Origin of the sequence: Bradyrhizobium sp. NBAIM01, from assembly GCF_020194115.1 — a bacterium.
Lineage (GTDB): Bacteria > Pseudomonadota > Alphaproteobacteria > Rhizobiales > Xanthobacteraceae > Bradyrhizobium > Bradyrhizobium yuanmingense.
The window spans coordinates 484,712-503,947 of record NZ_JADYVU010000004.1; the positions used below are offsets into that span (position 1 = coordinate 484,712).

At 64.5% G+C, this 19,236-nt stretch carries 21 protein-coding genes; 10 read left to right on the forward strand and 11 right to left on the reverse strand.

The features are described 5' to 3' along the window. Positions 1 to 3 precede the first annotated feature (3 nt). The 3 genes from fliN (at position 4) to I6F31_RS17515 (ending at position 3,196) form a co-directional block, all read left to right on the forward strand. Positions 4 to 354, forward strand: a complete 351-nt coding sequence (fliN, locus tag I6F31_RS17505) for a flagellar motor switch protein FliN (protein ID WP_035704875.1) — start codon at positions 4 to 6, stop codon at positions 352 to 354. A gap of 51 nt (positions 355 to 405) precedes the next feature. Continuing rightward, positions 406 to 1,791 carry a sigma-54 dependent transcriptional regulator gene (locus I6F31_RS17510; RefSeq protein ID WP_225185821.1) on the forward strand — a complete coding sequence of 462 codons (1,386 nt, stop codon included), beginning with the start codon at positions 406 to 408 and terminating at the stop codon, positions 1,789 to 1,791. Between the two features lie 256 nt (positions 1,792 to 2,047). Next, positions 2,048 to 3,196, forward strand: coding sequence for a M20 family metallopeptidase (locus I6F31_RS17515; RefSeq protein WP_035999032.1), 1,149 nt, complete (start codon positions 2,048 to 2,050; stop codon positions 3,194 to 3,196). A gap of 107 nt (positions 3,197 to 3,303) precedes the next feature. Here I6F31_RS17515 and I6F31_RS17520 read toward each other — a convergent pair whose 3' ends face one another. The 8 genes from I6F31_RS17520 to I6F31_RS17555 all read right to left on the reverse strand — a co-directional run bounded on the left by I6F31_RS17520 (position 3,304) and on the right by I6F31_RS17555 (position 10,495). Continuing rightward, positions 3,304 to 3,459, reverse strand: a complete 156-nt coding sequence (locus tag I6F31_RS17520; protein WP_035999067.1) for a hypothetical protein — start codon at positions 3,457 to 3,459, stop codon at positions 3,304 to 3,306. 94 nt (positions 3,460 to 3,553) lie between these two features. Continuing rightward, entirely contained in the window at positions 3,554 to 4,135 is a 582-nt protein-coding gene (locus I6F31_RS17525; RefSeq protein ID WP_035999029.1) for a flavin reductase family protein, read from the reverse strand. A 33-nt stretch (positions 4,136 to 4,168) separates the two neighbouring features. Beyond that, the gene (locus tag I6F31_RS17530) at positions 4,169 to 5,017 is read right to left on the reverse strand and encodes an ATP-binding cassette domain-containing protein (protein WP_035999026.1); all 849 of its coding nucleotides are present in this window, start codon (positions 5,015 to 5,017) and stop codon (positions 4,169 to 4,171) included. Between the two features lie 20 nt (positions 5,018 to 5,037). After that, positions 5,038 to 5,844, reverse strand: coding sequence for an aliphatic sulfonate ABC transporter permease SsuC (gene ssuC, locus I6F31_RS17535; protein WP_035999023.1), 807 nt, complete (start codon positions 5,842 to 5,844; stop codon positions 5,038 to 5,040). Then, a complete protein-coding gene (gene ssuD / locus I6F31_RS17540) occupies positions 5,841 to 7,007 on the reverse strand; it encodes an FMNH2-dependent alkanesulfonate monooxygenase (RefSeq protein ID WP_035999064.1) in 1,167 nt (388 codons plus the stop codon). The genes ssuC and ssuD overlap by 4 nt, the downstream gene beginning before the upstream one ends. Positions 7,008 to 7,015: 8 nt before the next feature. After that, positions 7,016 to 7,969: a sulfonate ABC transporter substrate-binding protein gene (locus I6F31_RS17545; protein ID WP_035999020.1), complete on the reverse strand. Its 954-nt coding sequence runs from the start codon at positions 7,967 to 7,969 to the stop codon at positions 7,016 to 7,018. A gap of 38 nt (positions 7,970 to 8,007) precedes the next feature. Beyond that, on the reverse strand, positions 8,008 to 8,958 hold the full coding sequence (locus I6F31_RS17550; RefSeq protein WP_035999017.1) for a sulfonate ABC transporter substrate-binding protein: 951 nt from the start codon (positions 8,956 to 8,958) through the stop codon (positions 8,008 to 8,010). Positions 8,959 to 9,328: 370 nt separating this feature from the next. Then, positions 9,329 to 10,495: a cytochrome P450 gene (locus tag I6F31_RS17555; RefSeq protein WP_035999015.1), complete on the reverse strand. Its 1,167-nt coding sequence runs from the start codon at positions 10,493 to 10,495 to the stop codon at positions 9,329 to 9,331. Positions 10,496 to 11,329: 834 nt separating this feature from the next. Between I6F31_RS17555 and I6F31_RS17560 the strand changes: the two genes are divergently transcribed. Further along, positions 11,330 to 12,442, forward strand: coding sequence for a helix-turn-helix transcriptional regulator (locus tag I6F31_RS17560; RefSeq protein ID WP_036022142.1), 1,113 nt, complete (start codon positions 11,330 to 11,332; stop codon positions 12,440 to 12,442). A 127-nt stretch (positions 12,443 to 12,569) separates the two neighbouring features. Continuing rightward, complete coding sequence (locus I6F31_RS17565; RefSeq protein WP_050995847.1) at positions 12,570 to 12,773, forward strand: hypothetical protein; 204 nt, start codon at positions 12,570 to 12,572, stop codon at positions 12,771 to 12,773. Positions 12,774 to 12,822: 49 nt separating this feature from the next. Here the strand turns inward: I6F31_RS17565 and I6F31_RS17570 are convergent, their stop codons facing one another. After that, on the reverse strand, positions 12,823 to 13,206 hold the full coding sequence (locus tag I6F31_RS17570; protein WP_225126226.1) for a hypothetical protein: 384 nt from the start codon (positions 13,204 to 13,206) through the stop codon (positions 12,823 to 12,825). Positions 13,207 to 13,496: 290 nt separating this feature from the next. Between I6F31_RS17570 and I6F31_RS17575 the strand changes: the two genes are divergently transcribed. Next, entirely contained in the window at positions 13,497 to 13,820 is a 324-nt protein-coding gene (locus I6F31_RS17575; RefSeq protein WP_225126228.1) for a hypothetical protein, read from the forward strand. A 31-nt stretch (positions 13,821 to 13,851) separates the two neighbouring features. Further along, positions 13,852 to 14,754 carry a tetratricopeptide repeat protein gene (locus tag I6F31_RS17580; RefSeq protein WP_074447710.1) on the forward strand — a complete coding sequence of 301 codons (903 nt, stop codon included), beginning with the start codon at positions 13,852 to 13,854 and terminating at the stop codon, positions 14,752 to 14,754. A 308-nt stretch (positions 14,755 to 15,062) separates the two neighbouring features. Here the strand turns inward: I6F31_RS17580 and I6F31_RS17585 are convergent, their stop codons facing one another. Next, positions 15,063 to 15,839: a LuxR C-terminal-related transcriptional regulator gene (locus tag I6F31_RS17585; protein ID WP_036022134.1), complete on the reverse strand. Its 777-nt coding sequence runs from the start codon at positions 15,837 to 15,839 to the stop codon at positions 15,063 to 15,065. Between the two features lie 195 nt (positions 15,840 to 16,034). Further along, positions 16,035 to 16,301, reverse strand: coding sequence for a hypothetical protein (locus tag I6F31_RS17590; RefSeq protein ID WP_141697582.1), 267 nt, complete (start codon positions 16,299 to 16,301; stop codon positions 16,035 to 16,037). 101 nt (positions 16,302 to 16,402) lie between these two features. On the opposite strand from I6F31_RS17590, the gene I6F31_RS17595 reads away from it, so the two are divergent. The 3 genes from I6F31_RS17595 (at position 16,403) to I6F31_RS17605 (ending at position 19,216) form a co-directional block, all read left to right on the forward strand. Then, positions 16,403 to 17,305, forward strand: coding sequence for a LysR family transcriptional regulator (locus I6F31_RS17595; RefSeq protein WP_036022131.1), 903 nt, complete (start codon positions 16,403 to 16,405; stop codon positions 17,303 to 17,305). Positions 17,306 to 17,462: 157 nt separating this feature from the next. Then, positions 17,463 to 18,737, forward strand: a complete 1,275-nt coding sequence (locus tag I6F31_RS17600; RefSeq protein ID WP_036022129.1) for an SDR family oxidoreductase — start codon at positions 17,463 to 17,465, stop codon at positions 18,735 to 18,737. Next, positions 18,737 to 19,216 (forward strand): DUF2269 domain-containing protein, encoded by a 480-nt coding sequence (locus I6F31_RS17605; protein WP_036022126.1) that lies wholly within the window; start codon positions 18,737 to 18,739, stop codon positions 19,214 to 19,216. Before I6F31_RS17600 ends, I6F31_RS17605 begins: the two co-directional genes overlap by 1 nt. The last annotated feature ends 20 nt before the right edge of the window (positions 19,217 to 19,236 follow it).

The following is a 19,236-nucleotide window of genomic DNA, read 5'->3' on the forward strand; positions in this document are numbered from 1 at the left end:
ACCATGAGCGACACCGACGGACAGGTCCCGCTGCCCGATCTCAACGGCCCGATGCCGCCTGCCGGCACCGACGTCGGCTACAACGAGGACGAATATGCGGCGCGTGCCGCCGCCGACCTCGAGGCGGTGTTCGACGTGCCGGTGCAGGTCTCGGCCGTGCTCGGCCGCTCCAAGATGGACGTCGGCGAGCTCCTGAAGCTCGGACCGGGCACCGTGCTCGAGCTCGACCGGCGCGTCGGCGAGGCCATCGACATCTACGTCAACAACAAGCTGGTCGCCCGCGGCGAGGTCGTCCTGGTCGAGGACAAGCTCGGCGTGACCATGACGGAAATCATCAAGGCCGAACGCGGCTGACACGCAAGGACATGACGCGCGACGGCGCGAGCAGACGGACAGGAGACTGACATGCGGCTTCTCATCGTTGGCACATTGAAGGGCCAGCTCACCACCGCCACCAAGATCGCGATGGAGAACGGCGCCACCGTGACCCATGCCGAGGATCACGAGCAGGCGATGCGCGTGCTGCGCGGGGGCAAGGGCGCCGACCTCCTGCTGGTCGACGTCGCGCTCGACATCCGCGACCTCGTGCTGCGGCTGGAAGCCGAGCACATCCACGCCCCGATCGTCGCCTGCGGCATCACCAACGACGCCCGCGCCGCGGTCGCCGCGATCCATGCCGGGGCCAAGGAATACATCCCGCTGCCGCCGGATCCGGAGCTGATCGCCGCGGTGCTGGCTGCTGTCGCCAACGATTCCCGCGAGCTGGTCTACCGTGACGATGCGATGGTAAAGGTGATCAAGCTCGCCCAGCAGATCGCCGGCTCGGACGCCTCGGTGATGATCACCGGCGAATCCGGCACGGGCAAGGAAGTGCTGGCCCGCTACGTTCACTCCCGTTCGGCCCGGGCCAAGCGTCCGTTCATCTCGATCAACTGCGCCGCCATCCCGGAGCACCTGCTGGAATCCGAGCTGTTCGGCCACGAGAAGGGCGCCTTCACCGGCGCGGTCGCCCGCCGCATCGGCAAGTTCGAGGAGGCGACCGGCGGCACGCTGCTGCTCGACGAAATCTCGGAGATGGACGTTCGCCTGCAATCGAAACTGCTGCGCGCCATCCAGGAGCGTGTGATCGACCGCGTCGGCGGCACCAAGCCGGTTCCGGTCGACATCCGCATCATCGCGACCTCGAACCGCAATCTCGCCGAGGCCGTGCGAGAGGGCACGTTCCGCGAGGACTTGCTGTTCCGCCTCAACGTCGTGAATTTGAAGATCCCGCCGCTGCGCGAGCGTCCCGCCGACATCCTCGAGCTCGCCCAGCACTTCGTGAAGAAATATGCCGACGCCAACGGCGTGCCGCTGCGTCCGCTCTCGGCCGAGGCGCGGCGCGTGCTCTCCGCCAACCGCTGGCAGGGCAACGTCCGCGAGCTCGAAAACACCATGCACCGCGCGGTGCTGATGGCCCAGGGCGACGAGATCGGGCCCGACGCCATCATCACGCCGGACGGCGACCGCCTCGACCTCGCCAAGACCGCCCCGGCCGTGGCGCATGCCACTATGGCCGCCGAGCAGGTGACGCGCGCGCTGGTGGGGCGCACCGTCGCCGACGTCGAACGCGACCTGATTCTGGAGACGCTGAAGCACTGCCTCGGCAACCGCACCCATGCCGCCAACATCCTCGGCATCTCGATCCGCACGCTGCGCAACAAGCTCAATGAATATGCCGACGGCGGCATCCCGATCCCGCCCGCAGGCACGCCGGGAGAATATCCGCGGATGCCGATGATGGGGGCGTAGGCGCCCGCGACCATCGAGCGGACGCGAATGCCCGGGCCAAGTCCGGGCATTTTTCGTTTGGCGCAGGCCGCCACCCCGTCATTGCGAGCGCAGCAAAGCAATCCAGAATCCCTCGGCGGCGACAGACTGGACTGCTTAGCTGCGCTCGCAATGACGAACCTCAAGAGCATCCTTCGCATGACCGAACCGCGCCACGTGACTATGCCATCCGCGCGGCACGCCCTATAACCCGCCCGAAAACCACGCGAGGGACCACATGTCTGAAGCTCAAATCACGGATTGGCTGGCGTCGCAAAAGCAGGCGATGATCGACCTGCTCCGCGACGTCGTGAACATCGATTCCGGCTCCTACGACAAGGAGGGCGTCGATGCGGTCGGTGCGCGGTTCGAGCGGCATTTTGCCGAGCACGGCATTCCGTTCCGGCGCGAGGCCAACGCCACCTTCGGCGACGCGATCCATGCCGAGGTGGCAAAGCCCGGCAGCAACGAGAAGCCGGTGCTGTTGATGGGGCACCGCGACACCGTGTTCGGCAAGGGCGAGGCCGCGCGGCGTCCCTTCACGATCCGGGATGGCCGCGCCTATGGGCCCGGTGTCGCCGACATGAAGTCGGGCCTCGTCATGAATGTGTTCGTGGCCGCCGCCTTCCACAAGTTCGGCGGCGCACCGCATCCGATTAAGGTGCTCATCACCTCCGACGAGGAGATCGGCTCGCCCTCCTCGCGCCCGGTGATCGAGCGCGAGGGACGCGCGGCCCGCGCGGTGTTCAATTCCGAGCCGGGCCGGCCCACGGGCAACGTCGTCACCGGGCGCAAGGGCGGCATCTTCATGCACATGGCCATCACCGGCAAGGCCGCGCATTCCGGCGCCAACTTCGCCGCCGGCGTCAGCGCCATTGGCGAGCTCGCGCACAAGATCGTCCAAATCCACGCGCTCACTGATCTCGACAAGGGCATCACGCTCAATGTCGGCCTCGTGTCGGGCGGGCAGTCCGTCAACACGACCGCGCCTTACGCGGAAGGGCAGATCGACCTGCGCTATGTCGATCCGGCCGATCGCGCGCGGATCATGGGTGCGATCGAGAAGATCGTCGCGACGCCTTACGTGCCCGGCACCAGCGCGACGCTGTCGATCAAGGGCGAGTTCGTGCCGGTGATGCAGAGCGCGGACTCGAAGGCGCTGTTCGAAAACTATCAGGCGGCCGCAAGGCAGGTGGGCCTCACCACGCTGCAGGGCGAGTTCTCCGGCGGCTGCGCCGATTCCGGCTTCACCGCCGCCGTGGGCACGCCGACCATTTGCGGTCTCGGCCCGGTCGGCGGGCTCGCGCACACGCCGGAGGAATATCTGGAGATCGACAGCATCGTGCCGCGCGCACAGGCGCTGGCGCTGGCGATTCTGCGGGGGTGAACGGAGGTGCCGTAGGGTGGGTTAGCGAAGCGTAACCCACCTGGTCATTTTCCGTGGAGACAAACAGTGGTGGGTTACGCCTTCGGCTAACCCACCCTACGAGACCGTCACGAATAGCTCGGCGCATCCGGCTTGCGGAAGATGTGGATGGGATCGCCCGGCACGATCGGAGATCCGGAGAACATCGCGTAGGCGTAGAGCGCGAGATAGGCGATCGCGAGCGCGCCGATGGCGTAGAAGATCAAGGTAGCCACGCGCTTCATCGTTCCGCTCCATGCGTCCGGCGGGACAGTCAGGAGCGCTTCTAGAGCGACGAGGCGGAAAAGGCCAGCCTTGCGCGAGGCTCGCCGACGGCGATCAAATGCCGCGCCGGCCGCGCGCGGGAAGGCTGACATCGGCAAGCCGGGCCGCGTCTTCGTCCTGGTCGACCGCCACGTATTGGCCGTGCCAATAGGCCAGCGCGGCATTGCGAGTCGAGCTCCTGATATCCCTGACACGGCCGATGACGATGCCGTGCGAGTGCCGTTCGACGATCTCCTCGACTTCGCAATCGAAGGCCGAGAGCGCGCCGGCCAGCAGCGGGACACCAGAGACTGCCGTCACCCACTGGCTGCCTACAAAGCGATCCGCACCCTTCAGCCCGCCCTTGCCGGCAAAGCGTTCGGCAATGTCGAGTTGGTCAGCATTGAGGATGTTCACGCCGAAGGCGCCGTGGCGGCGGATCAGCGGAAACGACGAGGCGTCGCGGTTGATGCTGACCAGCAGCGTCGGCGGCTCGACCGACAGCGAGGTGACCGAGGTCACCGTCATGCCGGAGATGTCCTTGCCCCGCCCGGCCGTGATGACGCTGACGCCGCCGGTAAGGTGGCGCATGGCGCCGCGGAAATCGGCGGACGAGACGGGAATTTCGGTCATGAGCTCGCGGGGCACTACATTCATGGCGCTACTCCCCGCAAGCGGGGTTCCCTCTATTTAGGTACGATCGTCCGCCGACAACAGGTGGCTCAGGATCGAGCCTTCGAGCCCGGCAAGCTCGGCCGAGCCGCGCTGGCGCGGCCGGGCGGCGTTAACCGTGACGTCATGGGCGATGCGGCCCTCCTCGATGACGAGCACGCGGTCGGCCAGCGCCACGGCTTCCGAGACATCGTGGGTCACCAGGATCGCGGTAAAGCCCTGATCGCGCCAGACCCGCTCGAGGAGCCGCTGCATCGAGATGCGGGTCAGCGCATCCAGCGCGCCGAGCGGCTCGTCGAAGGCGAGCACGCGCGGGCGCGAGACCAGCGCACGGCCGAGCGCGACGCGCTGCTTCTGGCCCCCTGAGAGCACCGAGGGCCATTGATCGCGCTTGTCGGCGAGGCCGACCTCGATCAGCGCCTTCTCGGCGCGGGCATGCGCATCGCTTGAGACACGATCGCGGCCGAGGCCGACCTCGACATTGGCGAGCACGCGGGCCCAGGGCAGCAGCCGCGGCTCCTGGAACATCACGCGGATGTCCTCGGGCTGGATCTCCTGACCGAAGCTGATGCTGCCCGCATCGATCTTGTCGAGGCCGGCGATCAGGCGCAGCAGGGTGCTCTTGCCGCAGCCGCTCTTGCCGACGATCGCGACGAACTGGCCGGCGGGAATGTGCAGGTCGATGCCGCGCAGCACCTCGTTGTCACCGAAGGATTTGCGCAAGCCGCGGATGCTGAGCGGCAGGCCGCTGGCCTGAACTCGGTGTTCTTCTTGCCGCTCCTCGCGCACCACGCGGGCGTGAGGAGCGAAAGTGGCGCGGCCGGCGAGCTCTGTCTCGGGAAGAGAGGTACGAAGCGCTGTCTGCATGTGATTCCCAGTATTTTCGCTCAACGTTTCTGGAAGGCGGGGTGCCAGGAGAGCGTCAGACGCTCCAGCACGCGGGAGGCGCTGTCGGCGAGCTTGCCGAGCAGGGCGTAGATCAGGATCGAGAGCACGACGACGTCGATCAGCATGAACTCGCGCGCTTGCATCGCCATGTAGCCGAGGCCGGAAGAGGCCGCGATGGTCTCGGCGACGATCAGCGTCAGCCACATGATGCCGAGCGCAAAGCGGATGCCGACGAAGATCGAAGGCAGCGCGCCCGGGAAGATGACGCGGCGGAACAGTTCGCCATCGGTCATGCCGTAGATGCGGCCCATCTCGATCAGCTGCGGATCGACGGTGCGGATGCCGTGCAGCGTGTTGAGATAGATCGGGAAGAACACCCCGAGCGCCACCAGGAAGAGCTTTGCGCTTTCGTCGATGCCGAACCAGAGGATGACCAGCGGGATCAGCGCCAGATGCGGCACGTTGCGCACCATCTGCAGGGTGGTATCGGTGAGCCTGGCCGAGAGCTGCGACAGGCCGTTGGCGAGGCCGAAGGCGAAACCGATGCTGCCGCCGATCAAAAAGCCGACCGAGGCGCGCCAGAACGACACCCAGATGTTGCGGACGAGCTCACCGGAGACCAGCAGCTTCCAGCCCGCGAGCACGACGTCGCTCGGGGCCGGCAGCACCCGCGTCGGCACGAAGCCGGTGACGCTCGCGACCTGCCAGACCGCGATGATGGCGAGCGGCACGATCCACTGGATCAGGCCGTCGGCCCGCGGCAGGCGGATGCTGCGCGGAAGCGAAATGCTGTCGATCAGGCTCATGACTGCGACACCCGGTGCTGCGGACGGAAATCGCTGCCGACCGTCTCGCCGAACGGACCGCCGTTGAAATGCAGCTTCGTCACGTTGCTCGGCTGCTCCAGCGCGAGCAGCGGGAACACCAGCTCGGCGAAGCGATAGGCTTCCTCCAGATGCGGATAGCCCGACATGATGAAGGTATCGATGCCGAGATCCTGATACTCCTTGATGCGCGCCGCCACCGTCTGGGCGTCGCCGACCAGCGCCGTGCCGGCGCCGCCGCGTACGAGGCCGACGCCGGCCCACAGGTTCGGCGCGATCTCGAGCTTGTCGCGCTTGCCGCCGTGGAGCTGCGCCATGCGGTGCTGACCGACCGAGTCCATACGGGCAAAGTTCTTCTGCGCCAGCGCGATGGTGTCGTCGCTGACATGCCTGATCAGCTCGTTCGCGGCGTGCCAGGCTTCTTCGTTGGTCTCGCGGACAATGACGTGTAGACGGATGCCGAAGGAGAGTTTGCGGCCACGAGCGGCGGCAACCTCCCTCACCTTCGCGATCTTCTCGGCGACCAGCGCCGGCGGCTCGCCCCAGGTGAGATATTTGTCCACGGTGTCCGCCGCGACGTCGATGCCGGCATCGGAGGAACCGCCGAAATAGAGCGGGGGCCGCGGCGACTGCACGGGGGGAAACAGCAGCTTGCCGCCCTCGATGCGGATGTGCTTGCCCTCGGCGTTCACCGTCTTGCCGGCGAGCAGGTCGCTGTAGAGGTTGAGGAACTCGCGGGTGACCTCGTAGCGCTCGTCGTGGCCGAGGAAGATGCCGTCGCCCTTGTTCTCGACGGGATCGCCACCGGTGACGACGTTGACGAGGAGCCGGCCGTTCGAGACGCGATCGAGCGTCGCGGTCATGCGCGCGGCGACGCTCGGCGATTGCAGGCCGGGCCGAACGGCGACGAGATAGCGCAGCCGCTCGGTGAACGGCGCGACCGAGGACGCAACGATCCAGGAATCCTCGCAGGATCGCCCGGTCGGCAACAGCACGCCGAAATAGCCGAGCTGATCGGCGGCCTGCGCGACCTGGCGCAGATAGTTGAAATTGACCTCGCGGCCGCCGATGCCGGTGCCGAGATAGCGGCCGTCGCCGTGGGTCGGCAGGAACCAGAGGATGTTGGCGTTTGATTGCTTGCTCATGAGTGTGCTCACGTTCCCGGCTTCCGCGCCACGTCGGAAATCTTGATGGATTTGGGGATCAGGCCGAGCGCGAAGAACGCGTCGGCCACCTGCTGCTGGTCGGCGATGACGGCATCGGTGATCGGCTTGATGCCGTAGGACTGGCGCTTCAGGGCCACCTCGACCACGGGGACCGGGAGACCGATCGAGGGAGCCAGCTGCTCGGCTACGGCGCGGATGTCGCCCTTGGCCCAATCATCGACCGCGCTGAGTTCGGCGAGCACGGCATCGACGATCTTCGGGTTGGCTTCGAGGAATTTCTTGGAGGCGAAGTAGAACTGGTAGTTGGCCACGATGCCGCTGCCATCGGCCAGCGTGCGTGCGCCGGTGGCCGCTTCCGCCGCGGCCTGGAACGGATCCCAGATCACCCAGGCATCGACTGCGCCGCGTTCGAAGGCGGCCCGCGCGTCGGCTGGTGCCAGGAACACGGTCTCGATCTCCGAGTATTTGACGCCGGCTTTCTCAAGCGCCTTGACGAGGAGATAGTGGACGTTGGAGCCCTTGTTGAGCGCGACCTTCTTGCCCTTGAGGTCGGCAACGGATTTCAGCGGACTTTCCTTCGGGACCAGGATCGCCTCGCCCTTCGGCGCCGGCGGCTCGTAGGCCACATACTGGATCGGCGCGCCGGCGGCCTGCGCGAAGATCGGCGGAGCTTCGCCGGTGTTGCCGAAATCGATCGCGCCGACGTTAAGCGCTTCGAGCAGCGGCGGACCGGACGGAAATTCGGTCCACACCACCTTGTAGCCGTCAGCGGCGAGCTTCGGCTCCAGCGTGCCCTTGCTCTTGAGCAGCACCAGCTTGCCGTACTTCTGGTAGCCGATGCGGACCACCTTATCCTGACCGTAGGAGGTGCCGACCGCGGCCGCGACGATGCCGATCGACAGCACGATGGCTGCGATCACGCGTTGAACGATGCGCTTCATGTTCAGACCTTTTTGAACGGGAAGAGTTGTCGGCACGGTCAGGCTGCCGGGTTGCGCCAGACGATGTCGCGAATATGAATCGGCTTCGGGATCAGGCCGAGCTTGTAGAAGCGGTCGGCGACGCCCTGCTGGGTCGCAACGATCTCGTCGGTGACGGGGCCGACCACGAAGTTCGCGCGATTGGCGGCGACGGTCTGGATATCCAAGGGAACGCCGGTAATCGCGGCGAGCGATCTGGCGACCTCGTCGCGGTGCTGCTCGGCCCATTGGCCTGCCGCGGTCGTCACGTCGACGATCTGCTGCAGGATCGCCCCATGGTTCTTCGCGAACTCGCGGTTGGCGATGTAGAAGGAATTGGTCTTGGTGACCTCGCGCGCATTGATCAGGATGCGGCCGTTCTGCTTGGTCTCGCCGATCGCGAAATACGGATCCCAGATCGCCCAGGCCTCGATGCTGCCATTGGCGAAGGCGGGGCCGGCATCCGGCGGCGTCAGGTAGACCGGGGTGATGTCGGCATAGGTGAGGCCGGCCTTCTCCAGCGTCTGCACCACGACGTTGTGGGCGCTGGAGCCCTTGGTGAAGCCGATGCGCTTGCCCTTGAGATCGGCGATGTCGCGGATTGGCGAATCCTTGGGCACCAGGATGCCCTGGCCGTTGGTGATGGGCTGGCCGGCGGCGTAGACGATCGCCGCGCCCGCGGCCTGGGCAAACACTGGCGGGGAATCACCCACCGCGCCGAAATCGACGCTGCCGACGTTCATCGCCTCCATCATCGGCGGCCCCGAGGAGAACTCGATCCACTTCACCTCGATGCCTGAGGCTGCGAAATGTCTTTCCAGGGCAGCCTGCTGGCGCGCGATGACCAGCACGCCGGTCTTCTGGTAGCCGATACGAATTTCCTTCACCGCGCCTTGCGCGATCGCATGCGATGCGAACGCAGCGGCGGCCGCAGTTCCAACCGAAAGTTTCAGAAAGTCCCGACGCTGCATTCCACACTCCCGGCCGCATGTGGCCGTCATCATTCACGTATGCCGAATGATGGTGCGCGTCATCGGAAGTGTCGAGACGTCCGGGAAAATAGCGATGCGAGCACTGCGCTGCATGCCGCGCGCGTGATTAATCTTTCAAGCGGGGAAGCGAATGAGGATGGAATTTTTCTGCACGCGAATGTGAGAGCTCCACGGATTTGGTCGAGCGGTCTTTGGCGCGAAACATAAAACGCGAAAACAACCCCATGCACAGTAGACGAGACGTGCAAGATCAACGACTTACGAATTATCCGAAATTTGTTTGACCTGTCGGGCAAAACAGCGGCAGAATGGCACGATTGCAGCCTTGGGGGAGAGGCTCCTTACCGGCCTATTGCTCCCACCTCACCGGCAGATTCTGCAGCCCGCGGAAGGCCCAGCCGCCGATCCGCACCTCTTCGTCCTCGGCGAGCTCGATGCGCGAGGCCCGCGCGAACAATGTCGGCAGCGCGACGTCGGCGATCATGGCGCGCGAGGCGAAGGCGCCGGCGCAGAAATGCGGGCCCGCGCCGAAGGCGACGCTCTTGGAGGTGTCGCGCCGCACGTTGAACTGGTCCGCGCGCTCGAAATGCTTCTCGTCGCGGTTGGCGGAGCCGAACATCAGGAATACGCGTTCGTCGAGCTCGAACGCCACATCGCGAATGGTCCAGGGTTTTGCGATGCGGCGCGGCGACATGCCGATCGGCGAGATCCAGCGGGCATATTCCTCGAAAGCCTGCAGCCAGGACACCTCGCCGCGCAGGACCAGATCGAGCTGGTCGGGATGGGTCAGCAGCGCCCAGACCGTGCCGGCGATCGCCTTGCGCGGCTCGTTCTGGCCGCCGGAGATGGCAAGCTTGACGTTGGCGCGCACGCTCTCCATCGGCATGTCCGAGGCGAGCAGCACGCCCAAAATGCTCTGGTCGGGATGCTTGCGCATCACCGGCAGGACGTCGTCGATCGCGGCGTCGATGCCCGCGGTTGCTGCATGACAGCGCGCCTCGACCTCAGGGTCGCCGGCATAATTGGCGATGCCTTCGATCATGCCTTGCGACCACGCGTCCATGTCCTGAAAGCCGATATTGGTAAGGCCGGTGATCGACTTCAGGCATTCGCCGGAGAACGGCAGCGCGAAGTCGCGCATGAGATCGATCCGGCCCGGTTCGAGTGAAGCGATGATGCGATCCGCATGGGCCTGGAACTGTGCGGTCCAGTAGCCCTTCACCGTCTTCGGTGAGACCGTCGGAAACATCGCCCGGCGCTCGACGAGATGCGCCTCGCCATCCTTGCGCATCATGTTGTGGCCCATCAGCCGGTTCATCAGGCCGGCGGGCTGGTGCGAGGAGAACACGTCGATCTGCTTCTCCGAGATCGAGATGTCGTCGCGGCTCGTCAGCAGCGTCGAGCCGAGCTGCGGCACGAAGGCGATCGGCGCCTCCTTCCGCATCTTGGCGAGCATCGGATAGGGGTCGGCCCAGAAGGCAGCCGGGTCGATCTCGATGCGCGGCGCGGTGCTCAAGCTTCGCTCCCTTGTCGTCTCCTCGATACCAAGGCTAGCGCCTTTCAGTTGCCGCCGTCTGTCCCCATGGATTGGGACAGGCGGGCCAAAAGCTGCCGCTCGCGTCAACCATGCCAGCGTCGAACTGCTGTGACGTCAACTCGGCAAAGGCGCGACGGGGTTGCGCATCATTCACCTCTGGAAGAAAATTCCAGCTCAGCACGATATCCAGGGCCTGCACTGCCTTCTGAACTGGCGCAGGTCGACGGGTTCGGCCATCCTGTATCTTCTCAGGCCTTTGTCTGCTTTCAACTCAGATGGCAGCTCCGGCCAGCAAGAAAGCGCCGCCAAGCGCGACCATCACAAGTCCAGGCCAGTTCGATTTGACGCCGAAGCCGCTACCGGGCCTTTCAGGCTCCAGCGTGTCACGTCCGGAGCGAAGCCACTTCCCACCACTGAATCGACCTCGCCAAATGGGCTGAAACGCCATTTGGAATAGGCCGCCGAAAACAAGGAGCACTCCAAGCCATATGAGGATCATGCTCGCCTCCTCTACCCGCGAACGCCGATAGGTTGATGCGCCGAGAACCGTGGTCCATTCAGCGCTGCCCCCGGCTTACGGGATCAGACCGACCTTGAAAGCCGCCGGGACAACCTCTGACCTGTCAAATAGTTGATATATGGACATGATTTCTGCTAGCCGTCCATCCGGGCCGGCTTGGGAAATAGTAGCAATTGGTTCCGCCGAAGCGGATTGGTATCAAGGGCCTTGGGCGGGCGAAGCACGAAGGCTGCTGCAGAAATGCACGCCGCGCGTCTGAAAGATCGGTCGAATCTGATGGGTCCAGCGCAGCAATGACGGGCATCGATTTCGAGCAGATCGTGGACCGCATCCACGAGGCAGCGACCGTTCCGGAGCTCTGGCCGGACGTCCTGGAGAACATCGCTCATGCCGCGGGCGCGCATGGCATGGTCATGATCACCTCGGACTCCGATCAATGGTCCGGTGTCTGGAACGGTGTCGTGACGTCGCCGTCGATCCGCGAGGCTTTCTCGGCGTTCCTGCGTGGCGACCTCTCCAGCCGGACGGAGACGACCCCGCGACTCCTGGCGCTTGATCACCCCGGCTTCGTCGGCGAGCACGAGGCATTTTCGCCGGAGGAATGGGAGCGCGATCCATATCGGGTGGAATGGAACAAGAAGTGGGGCTTCGAACACGCCTGCGCGACGGCGGTCCGCAGCCCGTCCGGTGAGATCATCGTCTTCCACATGGAAAGACTGGCCGGCCGCCCCGCCTTTTCGCGGCAGGATCTCGATTTTCTCGACCGCTTTCGCCCCCATCTCGCGCGGGCGGCTTTGCTGTCGACACGCTGGCGCCTCACCCGGATGCGGGCGGCAACCGAGGCGCTGTCGCTGGTCGGCTTGCCGGCCCTCGCGATCACGCGCTCCGGGCGGGTTCTGACCGCCAACGCCTTGATCGAAGCCATGACCGACCTTCTGCAATGGTTGCCGAAGGACCGGATCGCGATCAAGGACCGCGCCGCCGACACCCTGCTGCGCGCCGGCCTCGCCCAACTCGATGCGCCGGACAAGGCCGTGTGCTCCTTCGCCGCGCGTCGCGCCAGCGATCTCGATCGGGTGGTGCTTCATCTGGTTTCGATGCCGGGCGAGGCCCGCGATCTCTTCGATGGAGCGGTTGGCCTCCTCATCGCGACGCCGGTCACCGCCTCACAGGCCCCGAGCCTCGCCCTCATTCGCGGCCTGTTCGACCTCACCCCGAGCGAGGCGCGCGTTGCGCGCGGAATCGCGCAAGGACAGACGATCGGCGACATCGCCGCGCATCACGGGCTCAGCCGCGAAACCATCCGCACCCAGGTCAAGGCCGTCCTCGCCAAGACGGGAACGCGCAACCAGAAGAGCGCAGCTGCCCTCTTCGGCGCGATCCCCAAATTACCGCTGAGAGATTGACGCCGGACTTGTCCGGTGGCGTGCGTCGGCAGGGACAAGCTTCGCTTCACCCAAATGGGTGAAGACACAGGCCGGCGCTCCGGGTTCAACTCCGCCCAAATTGGATGTCTGGCGAGAAGCGGCGGCGATGGCGGGACCGGAATTTCCGATTTTCGAAGTGACCCTGGCGCAGCGCAGGCGCAGGACATGGAGCTGGAGCGTCTGCACCATTCAAGGCGCGGTGGTGATGCAGGGCCGGGAAGCCAGTCGACCCGCAGCAAAGTACCAGGCCGAGAGAGCGCTGTTCATGCTGCTGCTCACCGCGCCCTATCGTTCCCGACTTTCCGCATAGCAAGGGGCTCCTCGAGCGCTGCAGGGTTGCCAGTGTGCGGGACAGCAAGCTAAGCGTCGGTCGGCGAGCGACCATGCGTCAGCCAATGGTCGATCTGCCAGGTCTCGTAACCGAGCAATTCGCCGAAGCGCCGTTCTCGATCATCGGACCAGGCTCCGGGCTCGTTCAGCAGCGCAAGCATGGCGTCAATCCGCCACTCGTGACCGGGCAATGTGTAGAACAGCATCCGATATTCGAGCTGCGGCGCCCCAGGACATGGCTCGATCAGCTCGCGCTTCGTCAGGCGGCCTTCAGCGACATGCCGGTCGAACATGCGCCAATACCGAATACAGATGTCCGGCTCCTGGCCGACGATATCCATGAAATATGCGAGGGGCTTGGTGCCCCGGAGCATCAGGCCGAGCTCTCTGTTGGTGTGAACCAGATAGGGCACTTGACGACGCCGTTTGGAATGCATGTCGAGCATGTTGGCGACGCAACGTTAATTTCCGCTGAGGGACCCCGCGCGAACGTCCTGAGCGAAAGGCAACGACGGCTTCCGGCTCAATCCGGACAATTGCAACGACTTTCACGGTGTGCCCTCGTGACGGTGGGCGTCATGATGGCCAAGGCGTACAGCAAAGAAACGGCTAACCACGTTGCAACGACCGCATGCGCGAGAGCATGGAGGAGAAATCAACTCATGATAGTATCGGCCTTGTCAGCCGACCAAAGGGAACTGCCGTGACTGAAATGACCAAGCTTCGATCTCGACTTCTGTTGATTGCCTTGTGGGTCAGTCTCGTCGGAGCTCTCGTCGTTTTCTTTGCGTTCGCCAACACACCAGGCGGAAGCGGTGGTTCATCCTGGGTCTTTAATCTGATCGTGTCTTGGTTGCCGTTCCTGGTGCTGGTGGGCGCCTGGCTATGGTACTCGCGCACGATCCGGCGCTCATCATCCGGGGCGAGCTGGGTCGATCTATACGAGCAGCAGGTCGCGGAAAACAGGCGAACCAATGCATTGCTGGAGAGGATCGCGACCGCTCTGGAAAAGCCGTCTCCTGGTTAGCGCGAACACCGGGCATCGCGGGGACGAAGTCATGCGCTCGGGCATTGCCGCCGACATCCTGCTAGTTGTTCTGGCACTCGCAGCCGCCGTCGTCAGCCGGCCAGCGGCTGCCGACGATCGACAAGTCTGTTTGGAACGGACGAAGGAAGCCTCTGCCGAGATCATCGCTGCCTGCACACGCGCGATCCAGAGCGGAGACTACAACGGCGAAGACCTGTCGAGTTTGTATCATGCGCGTGGCTGTTCCTGGCCATGGACAAGCTTCGCCGATCGCGATGACCGCGCCCTGGAAGATTTCACCGCGGCGATCCGGGTAAACCCGAAAGCTGGCGGCTCACTGCTCAACCGGTCGCACATCTACAACCAACGGCACGACCACGACCGGGCAATAGCCGACGTCGACCAGGCATTCGAAGCCGGCCTGTCAGACCATGGAAAGCGGGTCGGATACGGCGAGCGCGGCTACGCCTATCAAAGGAAAGGGGACAACGACCGCGCCATTGCCGACTATACCGCCACCATCCAGCTGAATGCGAACAATAGCTTCGCTCTCATGGCCCGGGGCAACGCCTATTTTGCCAAAGGCGATTTTGACCGTGCCATTGCCGACTACAACCGGGTGATCGCAGTTGATCCCGAATATGCCCACGACTATGCCGCCTACGGCAGCCGCGCGATTGCGTACCTGCGCAAGGGCGACCTCCGCCAGGCCTTCGCGGACGTCGACCGGAAGCAGGCGCTATCCTGGCTCGCTGCCGGCGTCTTTCTGGCAGCGCTGATCTGGCTTTGTTGCCGAGGGGGCGCACGGTCGTTCGGATGGCGGTCTGGACGAACGATCATCGAGATGTGCGAACAGCAGCTGGTCGACTTGCGGCACACAAACGCCGCCCTGGAGAAAATCGCGGCGGCTGTCGAGAAGCGATCGTCGGGTTAGCTCGGGTTCGTCGGACGTTCGGCCGCGCCGACGTTGCTAACTTCCGGAATGGCCGTCAGAGCCGCCGGACCAACCATCATTCTGGCCGGGTCCAAAGTTCGTATTGTTTCGATCCGGCGGGACCCTCATGCCCTGGTAAAAGGCGTAGCCAATGACTCCCAGCAAGGCGACCAGGCAGATAGGTGCAAGAAGCCAGTCTGGCATGTTCTCATCCTCGGATCGGCCCTACGTGCCGCAACCGCATCGGATGATAGGCCAAATGCTTCAACTAAAGTTGGATGGACACAGACATCGCGGACTTGGAGCCCCTAGTTCAGGCCGCGCGGACCCGTCAGCAGGCGCAGCACAATTCCGAATAATTCGCTCTGCGAGGAGATGCCGAGCCGCTCATAGGCGCGCTTGCGGTAGGTCAGGATCGAATGCAGGCTGATGCCGAGCGCCTGCGAAATCGCCTCCGAGCTGAAGCCTCCGAGGATATGGCGGCAGACCTCCTGCTCGCGCAGGGTGAGCGCGGAGAGCGGCTTGCGCGTCGCGAACAGGGACGCAAGATCGGACGTCGGCTTCTCCTGGAAATGGCGGGCGACGCTGGCTGCGATCGCCGGTGCGATCGCCCCGAGCCGCTCGCGCTGGGCGGCGCTGAAGCGGCCCTGCGCGGCGATCCGATAGAAGTTGACGTAGAAGCAGGTGTCACCGGTCCAGATCGCGGTCGCACATTTGTCGACGATGCCGGAATCCTGGAAGAAGATCTTGCGGTAGCGCGCGCCGTACATGCGCGGCGCGAAGCGAGGCAGCATGATCGGCGCGCCGCCCTCGCCTTCGAACAGCGCATCGCGGTTGGGATCCGTTTCGTGGAACTGGCCGGCATAGGCGGCGCCGAGATCGGCGCCGATCGGGATGTTGCCGGCATCGAGCAGGCAGCTTGCCGCGCCTGCCCGGCTCAGCGCGAACACCATGCAATGGCCGACATCGGCCTGCCGGCGCAGCGTGTCGATGAGCACATCGGGAAAATCGGAGCGGCCGATGGCGAGCACCGCGGGCGTGACATCGCCGGCCGACGGATGAAAGGTTGTCCCGTTGGGTCGCACCGTATTCCTCCGCAAGACGCTCTTTTGCGAGAGGATAGCAGCAACGGAATCTTACCGGAAGCGCTCACGAGCACCGCCGCCCAGGGCCGCTCGGCTGTTGCAGACACCATTGGCGGGTCTCACGCTGCGCCTCCCCCTTCGAGACGGCATCGTCGCGATTTTCTCAGATGAGGCTGATCCGATGGCCCCACCGAGTCACTTCACCCTGTGCCTGAAAGCAATCTCGCGCAGATGACTGAAAAGCTTTGAGAGCCGCTTCAAGCGCTCACTGACCAGCGCGCAAAGAAGCATCAGCCACGTTGCGAGCGCGACACACCACAACAGAAATTCCAATGCTGCGGGCATGAGGGCACCTTTCGAAACGAGTTGCGAAACAAAGGCGGGGCACTGATGCTCGTTGAAAAACGCGAGCACTGCGTCTGCGTTATCAGCCTTTATGGCCTCTCGCGCTGCCGCGATCATGATCGCCTCCGCTGCCGACCGCATTCGAAGGCTATTACGACCTCCTGAATTGCACTAGAATTAATGCTGAAAGTCACAATTCCATTTCGGGGAATGATCCGATGGACAGGCTCGATGAACTTGCGACATTCGTCGCGATAGTTGAGGTTGGAAGTCTGGTAGGCGCAGCAAAGCGATTGAAGCGTTCGCCTCCCGCGGTCACTCGCGCGCTTGCGGCCCTCGAGGAAAGGGTCGGAAGACGATTGGTGGAGCGAACAACCCGCCGCCTTGCACCGACGGATGCCGGACGCCACTTTGCTGAGCGCGCCCGCGAGCTGGTCAACGGCTACTCGACCGTCATGAGCAGGCTTGTCGAGACGGAGGGGGCTCCGCTGCACGGTATCCTGCGAATAGCCGCTCCCACCATCTTCGGACGCCGTCATGTCGCCCCGATCGTATCGAGCTTCCTTGACGCTCATCCGGCGATCCGTATCGAGCTCGTCATGGGCGAAAGGTCGCTCGACCTGATCAGTGAAGGCATCGATGTTGCGGTCAGGATAGGTCAGCCGCGCGACTCGCGCCTCGTCGTCAGATCAGTGGGGTCGGTCCGTCGCGTCCTGGTGGCCAGCCCTTCCTACTTGCGCAGGCAACCTGAGCCTCGACATCCGCGAGACATACCGAAGCACGATGTCGTGTTCTTTTCCGGATTTGCGGGGCCGACCGAACTGCGTTTTCAAAATCGAGGTCGCTTGCACACGGTTCGCGTGATGCCGCGCCTCATGACGACAGATCTCGACACGGTCATTGCCGCCGTGACATCGGGCCAAGGCATCGCTCGACTTTTATCCTATCAGGTCGAAGCCGAGATTTCGTCAGGCAAGCTCGTGCGTCTTCTTCCGGCCTATGAGCCGGCCGTACCGGTTCAAGTCGTGATTCCCGGTTCCCGGCGCACCGCACCGGCTGTGAGGGCATTCGCGGATCACGCCGCTGCGTCGCTCCGTACCCTTTCGATCATCCGCCATTGACTTCAAGGGAGCTGCGCGGGGCGGGGTGTCCGGTTCTCTGCCTGCAGCCAAACCCATCAGTTCCCCCGCGAGGAACGATTGCAGCCCCGCTTTATTGGTCCGTATCTTCAAGGCTTGATCAGGGCGTTGCCCAGGCCGCTCATCGAAGGATCAGTCGATGCGCATCCTTCTCGTCGGGGCTACAGGACTCATCGGATCGGCGATCCACGCCAGGCTGTCCGCCGAAGGACATGACTGCATCTTGGTGTCGCGTCATCCCGCGGCGGCGCACGATCCTCGCCACGTCGCGCTCGACGTCGCCCGGACCACCGATGTGTCGAAATGGAAGGGCCTTCTCGCCGGCGTCGATGCCGTGATCAATGCAGCGGGTGCGCTGCAGGGACAGGACATGCAAGGCGTTCATGTCGCCGGCAGCGCGGCACTCTATGCGGCCTGCGAGACCGCCGGGGTCCGCAGGGTCATCCTGTTCTCGGCAATCGGCAGCAATGTCGATGCGCTCAGCGATTTTTCCCGCACCAAGCGCGAGGGCGAAGCCGCCTTGATGGCGCGGGAGCTCGATTGGGTGGTGCTGCGGCCTTCTGTCGTGGTCGGCCGGCCCGCCTATGGTGGCAGCGCGCTGCTGCGCGGGCTGGCGGCGCTGCCGGTTCTGCCGGTCATGCCGGACACGGCGGCGATTCAACCGGTGCATCTCGACGACGTCGTTGAGACCGTGCTGTTCTTCCTGCAGCCCGGCGCGCCTTCACGGGTCGCGGTCGATCTGGCCGGCCCGCGGCGGATCGCCTTCAGCGATGCGGTCGCGCTGTTTCGCGCCTGGCTGCGCTGGCGCCCGGCCTATCGCCTGCAGCTGCCGCGCTGGGCGGCTTCAATTGCCTATCGTGCGGGCGACGTTGCGCAGATGCTGGGATGGCCAACGCCCATCAACACGACGGCACAGGCGGAAATGCGCCGCGGTGCGACCGGCGATCCCGAGCCCTGGCGTCGATTGACCGGCACTCCACCGCGCGATCTCGAAGTCGCGCTCGCACGCGAGCCTGCGTCGGTGCAGGAACGCTGGTTTGCACAGCTGTATGCGCTCAAGCCGCTGATCTTTGGCGTCTTCGGCGCGTTCTGGATCGCCACCGGCATCATCTCGCTGAGCGCGGGCTGGAATATCGGCATGTCGTTGCTGCTTGAAGGCGGGCTGCAAGGGAACGTCGCGGCGCTCGTCGTCACCGCGGGCGCGCTCGCCGACATCGTCATCGGCATCGCCATTCTCTGGCGGCCTCTGAGCCGCTACGGACTCTGGGCCGCACTGATCATCTCGCTCACCTATGCCGTGATCGGCACCGTCCTGGTGCCGCGACTGTGGGCCGATCCGCTGGGACCGATGCTGAAGATCTGGCCGGTGATCATGCTCAATCTGGTCGCCATGGCCATCCGCGAGGATCGCTGATGATCTATTTCCTCGTGAAGATGGCGCACATCATCGGCGCTGCCGTGCTGCTCGGCACCGGGGCCGGCATCGCCTTCTTCATGCTGGTGGCACATCTGCGCGGCGACCCGCGCGAGATCGCGGGAGTCGCGCGGACGGTGGTGCTGGCCGACTTCCTGTTCACGGCGAGTGCCGTGATCCTGCAGCCGATCACCGGGACATGGCTCGCCTGGTCGAGCGGGTATTCCCTCGGCGACGGCTGGGTGGCGGCGTCGATTGCACTGTATCTCGTGATCGGCGCCTTCTGGCTGCCGGTGGTGTGGATGCAGATGCAGATGCGCGATCTCGCCGTCGCAGCGGTCGCGAGCAACGGCAAGCTGCCCGCCCGCTATCACCGTCTCTTCTGGTGGTGGTTCGCCTTCGGCTTTCCGGCTTTCGCGGCCGTGCTGATGATCTTCTGGCTGATGATCGCCCGTCCGGCCATTCCATACTGGGATTAGGTTCGCCTTCAGGACAACCC

Excerpts from the sequence above, each read along its gene's own strand:
- I6F31_RS17595 (WP_036022131.1), top strand. The coding sequence starts at position 16,403 with ATGGACAGGCTCGATGAACTTGCGACATTCGTCGCGATAGTTGAGGTT.
- ssuD (WP_035999064.1), bottom strand. The coding sequence starts at position 7,007 with ATGAGCAAGCAATCAAACGCCAACATCCTCTGGTTCCTGCCGACCCAC.
- fliN (WP_035704875.1), top strand. The coding sequence starts at position 4 with ATGAGCGACACCGACGGACAGGTCCCGCTGCCCGATCTCAACGGCCCG.
- I6F31_RS17605 (WP_036022126.1), top strand. The coding sequence starts at position 18,737 with ATGATCTATTTCCTCGTGAAGATGGCGCACATCATCGGCGCTGCCGTG.
- ssuC (WP_035999023.1), bottom strand. The coding sequence starts at position 5,844 with ATGAGCCTGATCGACAGCATTTCGCTTCCGCGCAGCATCCGCCTGCCG.
- I6F31_RS17600 (WP_036022129.1), top strand. The coding sequence starts at position 17,463 with ATGCGCATCCTTCTCGTCGGGGCTACAGGACTCATCGGATCGGCGATC.
- I6F31_RS17530 (WP_035999026.1), bottom strand. The coding sequence starts at position 5,017 with ATGCAGACAGCGCTTCGTACCTCTCTTCCCGAGACAGAGCTCGCCGGC.
- I6F31_RS17590 (WP_141697582.1), bottom strand. The coding sequence starts at position 16,301 with ATGATCGCGGCAGCGCGAGAGGCCATAAAGGCTGATAACGCAGACGCA.
- I6F31_RS17560 (WP_036022142.1), top strand. The coding sequence starts at position 11,330 with ATGACGGGCATCGATTTCGAGCAGATCGTGGACCGCATCCACGAGGCA.
- I6F31_RS17520 (WP_035999067.1), bottom strand. The coding sequence starts at position 3,459 with ATGAAGCGCGTGGCTACCTTGATCTTCTACGCCATCGGCGCGCTCGCG.
- I6F31_RS17550 (WP_035999017.1), bottom strand. The coding sequence starts at position 8,958 with ATGCAGCGTCGGGACTTTCTGAAACTTTCGGTTGGAACTGCGGCCGCC.
- I6F31_RS17565 (WP_050995847.1), top strand. The coding sequence starts at position 12,570 with ATGGCGGGACCGGAATTTCCGATTTTCGAAGTGACCCTGGCGCAGCGC.
- I6F31_RS17545 (WP_035999020.1), bottom strand. The coding sequence starts at position 7,969 with ATGAAGCGCATCGTTCAACGCGTGATCGCAGCCATCGTGCTGTCGATC.
- I6F31_RS17580 (WP_074447710.1), top strand. The coding sequence starts at position 13,852 with ATGCGCTCGGGCATTGCCGCCGACATCCTGCTAGTTGTTCTGGCACTC.
- I6F31_RS17510 (WP_225185821.1), top strand. The coding sequence starts at position 406 with ATGCGGCTTCTCATCGTTGGCACATTGAAGGGCCAGCTCACCACCGCC.
- I6F31_RS17525 (WP_035999029.1), bottom strand. The coding sequence starts at position 4,135 with ATGAATGTAGTGCCCCGCGAGCTCATGACCGAAATTCCCGTCTCGTCC.
- I6F31_RS17515 (WP_035999032.1), top strand. The coding sequence starts at position 2,048 with ATGTCTGAAGCTCAAATCACGGATTGGCTGGCGTCGCAAAAGCAGGCG.